Origin of the sequence: Actinoplanes flavus (genome assembly GCF_017592555.1) — a bacterium.
Lineage (GTDB): Bacteria > Actinomycetota > Actinomycetes > Mycobacteriales > Micromonosporaceae > Actinoplanes > Actinoplanes flavus.
The window spans coordinates 1-750 of record NZ_JAGFNS010000093.1; the positions used below are offsets into that span (position 1 = coordinate 1).

Here is a 750-nt window from a genome sequence, read left to right on the forward strand (position 1 = left end):
TCGGCCAGCATGATCACCCTGGCGATGATCGACAACCTCGCCAAACGCCTCACCGCCGAAACCACCCCAACCTGGCGAGACGACTAAACCCTCATAACTCACAAACTACGTGAATCAGACGTCCTCTCACTAATGACCTGCGGCTTCCGCTCGCTGTCCACCGCCTGGGCAATCCTCAGGCGGAGCGTAGGCCCGGATGGTGCCGTTGTGCCGCGGGACCTTCCCGTCGACAGTGAGGGCCACGAGACGTTTACAGACGGGACAACGGCCTCGCTGTTGCCGCGAGCATTGAGTCACCGCGTTCCTCCGGGTAGGCCGTTGCAGGTCTTCAGCTCAACCGCCGAGCCATGACCGCCATCTTGCCCCATCGAGGCCAGACAGCGCCTTGAAGCTTCGCTACTGAGGGTGGCTCCGGTGGCGCGGCTCGCGCGCCCGCTCGGCGGCAGATGAACGCACCAGAATGCGTGTTACTCGAAGCCGCGGAAGATGCCGTCGCCGTCTACGTTCTCGGCGAACTCCTCCCAGTCCATGTTCGAGATCGTGAGGTTGTTCTGAACCGACCACATCTCTGACGGCACGACTCGGAACGTGGCACCGCGCTGAGGCCCCTTGCCCTGGTCCTCCAGGCCTTCCACGTAGTCGTAGAGGTTGACCGCCAGGATCGGGCGGTCAGGGTGAGTCAGCGTCTTCGCGTCGACGAGGAAGGCGACTGCATGGTCCACGCCTGCAGGCACCATCTCCACCAGTTGT

Annotated in this window: 1 protein-coding gene; it reads right to left on the minus strand. The window is 63.1% G+C overall.

Annotated elements, in window-relative coordinates:
- Nucleotides 1-467 precede the first annotated feature (467 nt).
- Nucleotides 468-750 (minus strand): DUF6924 domain-containing protein (locus tag J5X75_RS43810; protein ID WP_208473646.1); only part of this gene is annotated, 283 nt, incomplete at its 5' end.